The sequence below is a fragment of the Rhodoferax sp. genome (genome assembly GCF_023701345.1).
GTDB lineage: Bacteria > Pseudomonadota > Gammaproteobacteria > Burkholderiales > Burkholderiaceae_C > Rhodoferax.
In genome coordinates, this window is sequence record NZ_JAMPXE010000181.1 from 1 (window position 1) to 5,033 (window position 5,033).

Annotated in this window: 4 protein-coding genes; 2 read left to right on the plus strand and 2 right to left on the minus strand. The window is 58.0% G+C overall.

Features of this window, described 5'->3' with window-relative positions:
• Positions 1-2: 2 nt before the first annotated feature.
• Positions 3-149, plus strand: coding sequence for a 30S ribosomal protein S21 (gene rpsU, locus NDI87_RS16450; RefSeq protein WP_296276640.1), 147 nt, complete (start codon positions 3-5; stop codon positions 147-149).
• A gap of 102 nt (positions 150-251) precedes the next feature.
• Entirely contained in the window at positions 252-698 is a 447-nt protein-coding gene (locus tag NDI87_RS16455; RefSeq protein ID WP_296276634.1) for a GatB/YqeY domain-containing protein, read from the plus strand.
• A gap of 1 nt (position 699) precedes the next feature.
• On the opposite strand, the gene NDI87_RS16460 is transcribed toward NDI87_RS16455, so the two are convergent.
• Both NDI87_RS16460 and ettA read right to left on the minus strand, forming a co-directional pair.
• Entirely contained in the window at positions 700-2,982 is a 2,283-nt protein-coding gene (locus NDI87_RS16460; RefSeq protein WP_296276636.1) for a DUF1631 family protein, read from the minus strand.
• Positions 2,983-3,005: 23 nt separating this feature from the next.
• Positions 3,006-4,667, minus strand: coding sequence for an energy-dependent translational throttle protein EttA (ettA, locus tag NDI87_RS16465; protein ID WP_296276639.1), 1,662 nt, complete (start codon positions 4,665-4,667; stop codon positions 3,006-3,008).
• Positions 4,668-5,033: the final 366 nt, after the last annotated feature.

The window sequence follows — 5,033 nt, forward strand, 5'->3', positions numbered from 1 at the left end:
CCATTGAAAAACTGGGCCTTCTGACCGACTTGCGCGCCCGCGAGTTCTACGAAAAACCCACCTCTGAGCGTAAGCGCAAGAAGGCTGCTGCCGTCAAACGCAATTACAAGCGTATCCGCGCCATGCAATTGCCCAAGAAACTGTATTGAACCTGTTGTTCTGACAGGGCTGCTACAGCCTCTTGAACAAGCTCGCCGGGGACGCTCAGGCGGGCTTTTTTTATGCCCAATCCATTCACAGGAGTTATCAGAATGTCACTCAAAGAGCAGGTCATCGAAGACATGAAAACGGCCATGCGGGCCAAGGACAGCGAGCGTCTGGGCACCATCCGCCTGCTGCTTGCTGCCGCCAAACAGAAGGAAGTGGACGAGCGCGTGGAACTGGACGATGCCGCCATGATCGCGATTGTGGACAAGCTCATCAAACAGCGCAAAGATTCCGTGGCCGCCTACACCCTGGCCAACCGGATGGATCTGGCAGACAAGGAAAGTGCCGAGATCGTGGTGTTGCAAGCCTACTTGCCGCAGCGTCTCAGTGTGGAAGAAGTCAGCGCGGCGGTGCAGGCCATCGTGGCCAGTCTGGGCGCCAAAGGCCCTGGTGACATGGGCAAGGTCATGGCCGCCGTCAAGGCGCAACTGGCCGGCAAGGCGGACATGGCCATGGTGTCACAAGCCGTCAAGGCGGCACTGGCAGGCTGAATCAAGCCCGGCCGCTGTCCAGGCTGTTGAGCATGGCGGTGTGCACGACCTCGTCGAGCGCACCGTCGACCATGGAATGGTCAGCCACCAGGCGCATGGTGTTGTTGTTTATTAAATTTTCAATCGACGGCCGGGTCATGGACTGGGTCTGGCCATGCGCTCCGGCAAACAGGTACAAGGTGCGTTGCGGACTGATCCAGCTGAGCTGACTGCGCTGCCAGTTCCCTTTGATGGCAATTTCCACCCAGGAACCGATCACCAGATTTTCAAGCATCGGCAATGACAGTGCCGATGCAGCATGGGCAGGTGGCTGCGCAAGCCGATTACCCAAAAAATCGTCTGGCATTTCCATGAATCCCGAGACCTTGGCTTCTTCCGGTGCCAGCCAGTGCCTGTGGTTGCCCGGCAAATTGGTCTTGTCATTTTTTGACGCAACTGCAGGGGCATCGGGCGCAGGCCGAAAAGCCTGTTGATGCAATTTCATCAACACGTCGAAAAACTGGCTGGTTTTGAGGGAGGGGTAATCGATCAATCCCAGCCCTTCCCGCAATTTGGACAGCAGCCTGGACACCAGTTTGGTCAGCTTGCCCAGATCCTGCCGCGTCAGCTCGGGTTGGGCACTCCAAAGCAGCATATTGACCAGGTCTTTGTAGCCACCGGGATCCTCGGTGCCCCCGGTATTGTTGAGTTCAGCAGCCGCCATCACCTGAGCCCATGGCCCACAAAGAAATTCGACGACCTGGGCTGGAACCCGCTGCAGGTCGGGGATATCCTCCATGGCAGCGCACATTTTTTCAGCCAGCAGATTGCGCTCCTCTGCGTGATTCAGCACGCGCATCGCCTGCTGCACGGTCTGATGCGACTGGCCCAGTTGCTCCGACCACATGTTGTTGAGGTTGAAAAGCGCCAGATCGAAGGGCTCGGCACTGTCGATATGGATGCGCGACAAGGGGTTCACATAGCGGTGCAATGAGCGGATGAAGCGTGCGCATTCGGGTGTATCTGCCGAACCAAAAGCCAGGCCACGCTGGGTGATTTCCTGCAACAAGCGCCTTGCCGGATGTTGCTTGTTGTTGAAAAACCGGGCATCGACCAGCACCAGCCGCAACAGGGCGGGCTCAAGGTTTTCAATGACATCGCGAATGGGCTTGAGCAAGCGGGTGTCGTTGACCAGGTTGTCAATCATTTGCACCATCACCTCAAAACTGAGAACCTGCGCAGAACTTTGACAATTTTTACGCAACTTTTGCCGTGTGGTTTCGGCTTGCCTTGCCTGATCAAGCAAGGTGTCCTGGCGTTGCGACAGAGGTACCATCACTTCGTCTGACTGATTCATGTTTTGCAGTGCCTCAAAGGCGGCTGGGACCGTCGAGGCAAAATCAGTGGTCGACTCCTCGGAGTCTGGCGTCAGGGAAGCATTCGTGGCGCCGGCCACGTTCCAGTCCAATGTTCCCGCGAACTGGGTCACCGCTTCATCAGGCGCGATCTCTTGCTGAGGGTCGGTCTGGTCTGCCAATAATTCACGCAACCGGTTCAGGGTCAACACACTGGGCTGGCGTGATGCCTCGTCAACACCATTTGTCCAGTGCGCAGGCGCTTGGCTGCGGGCTGCCATAAGCGACCTCTCCGGCTCGCCTGCCGGCAGCGGCAGCACACCATAAGATTTGATTTTCTGCGCCAACGCACTGTAGGAAGATTGCAAGGCCTCCCCCAAACCAGAGGCCAGGTGTTGGGTCCAGGTGATTCGGACTTGAATCGGCACCGCTTCCTGCAGCAATGCCTCCTGCAAAACAGTCAGGTAAGTTTGCGGTCGCAAGGGATTGCGCTCGGGCTTGACATGCGTCAAGCCTAACAAGGTTCCCATACATCCGTTGAGTTCATTCAAGCCTGGTTGTGCGATGCTTTGGACCAATTGCAATGCACGGGCGAATTCAACGCGCTCCTGCACCTGGTTTTCATCCATGTGCTCCAGCTGCTTATGACTTAGTTCACCCAAAGCCAGCTCGCCAAACTGGGAGCTGGCCGCTTGTTTGTCCTCAAATGCCTGACGCAACAAGGCTGGAAACCGGGCACACAATGCTGCCGCTTTTTCATCCAGCAGCTTGATGGACAGACCCAGCTGGGCGCGCTCGAGTTGCCCGGTGACATGGTTGAATTCCTGCGCAAGCGATCGACGCGTCACCAAAAACACATGACTCAGCAAAGCCTCGCCATTGCGTGCCGACTGTGCCAGTGCGGCACGAAACAGCGTGAGGTATTGCTCGGATCGACTGGCTGAATTCACTGCGGTACTCGCTTCCTGGCCCGTTAACGCAGCGCCTTGAAACGCATGCGGTGCGGCCGCGCGCCCTCCTCGCCCAGGCGTTTTTTCTTGTCCGCTTCGTATTCCTGGTAGTTGCCATCAAAAAAGCACCATTGGCTGTCGCCTTCGCAGGCCAGGATGTGGGTGGCAATGCGGTCCAGGAACCAGCGGTCGTGGCTGATCACCATCACCGAGCCGGCAAACTCCAGCAAGGCGTCTTCAAGGGCGCGCAAGGTTTCCACATCGAGGTCGTTCGACGGCTCATCGAGCATCAGCACGTTGCCGCCGGCAATGAGCGTCTTGGCCAGGTGCAGGCGCCCGCGCTCACCGCCCGACAGGGTGCCGACGCGTTTTTGCTGGTCGGCGCCATTGAAGTTGAAGCGCCCGCAGTAGGCCCGGCTGGCCATCTGGAACTTGCCGATATTGAGCATGTCCAGCCCGCCAGAAACGTCTTCCCAGACAGTTTTGTCGTTGCTGAGGTCGTCACGGCTCTGGTCGACAAAGGCCATCTTGACGGTTTGGCCGATCTTGACTTCGCCGGAATCTGGCTTCTCGCGTCCGGCAATCATCTTGAACAGGGTGGATTTACCGGCGCCGTTGGGGCCGATGATGCCGACAATGGCGCCCGGCGGCACCTTGAAGCTCAGGTTGTCGATCAGCACGCGGTCGCCAAAGGACTTGGTGACGTTGACAAACTCAACCACTTCCTGTCCCAGGCGATCCGCCACAGGAATGAAGATTTCGTTGGTCTCGTTGCGCTTCTGGTATTCGAAGTCGGACAGTTCCTCGAAGCGGGCCAGACGCGCCTTGCTCTTGGCCTGGCGCGCCTTGGGGTTCTGGCGCGACCATTCGAGCTCTTTCTTCAAGGCTTTGGCGCGCGACTCTTCACCCTTTTGCTCCTGTTCCAGGCGCGCCTGCTTTTGCTCCATCCACGAGCTGTAATTGCCCTTGTACGGGATGCCGTTGCCACGATCGAGCTCCAGAATCCACTCGGCGGCGTTGTCCAGAAAATAGCGGTCGTGGGTGATGGCCACCACGGTGCCGCTGTAGCGCTGCAGGAATTGCTCGAGCCAGTCGACCGATTCGGCGTCCAGGTGGTTGGTCGGCTCGTCGAGCAGCAGCATGTCGGGGTGCTCCAGCAGCAGGCGGCACAGCGCCACGCGGCGCTTCTCACCACCTGACAACACGCCCACCCTGGCGTCCCACGGCGGCAGGCGCAGGGCGTCAGCGGCAATTTCGAGCTGGTGTTCGGAGTCGGTGCCCGAGGTGGCAATGATGGCCTCAAGCTCGGCCTGCTCGGCGGCAAGCTTGTCAAAGTCGGCATCTTCGTCACCGTAGGCGATGTAAACCTCTTCGAGTCGCGCCTTGGCCGTCATCACCTTGCCCATGGCTTCTTCCACGGTTTCGCGCACGGTTTTGTCAGGGTCGAGCTGCGGTTCCTGTGGCAGGTAGCCGATGTTCAGGCCCGGCATCGGGATGGCTTCGCCCTCAATTTCCTTGTCGATGCCGGCCATGATCCTGAGCAGGGTCGATTTGCCGGAGCCATTGGTGCCGAGCACGCCGATCTTGGCGCCGGGGAAAAAACTGAGAGAAATGTCTTTCAGAATGTGCCGCTTGGGCGGCACGATCTTGCCGACGCGGTTCATTGAAAATACGTATTGAGCCATGGGTCTATTGCGTTCACAAAAGGGATAAAGGGAGCATTATCGGCGTACTCAAGCCGGCAGCCTGCCACGCGGAATTGTGCCGCCATTTAGCCAAGTCTTTTAGCCAGCAAAGGTTAATTACTCTAAAAAAACGGGCAGCTGTCAGAGCATGCGACAATACGCCTGCTTGTGGGGCTTCAGTTGCCTGCAAGACCAGCACCTTGCTGGGAACCCAGGTAGGACACCGCGGTTCCATTTTTGATCCCATCTGCCTTTGACTGAACTGTCGCTACCCGCGCCAGAACAGGCCGATGCCCTAGCGCCCTGGATGGGGTGCACCTCTAAATGAAATTTGAAGAACTAAATCTGGCTCCGGCCATCATCAAG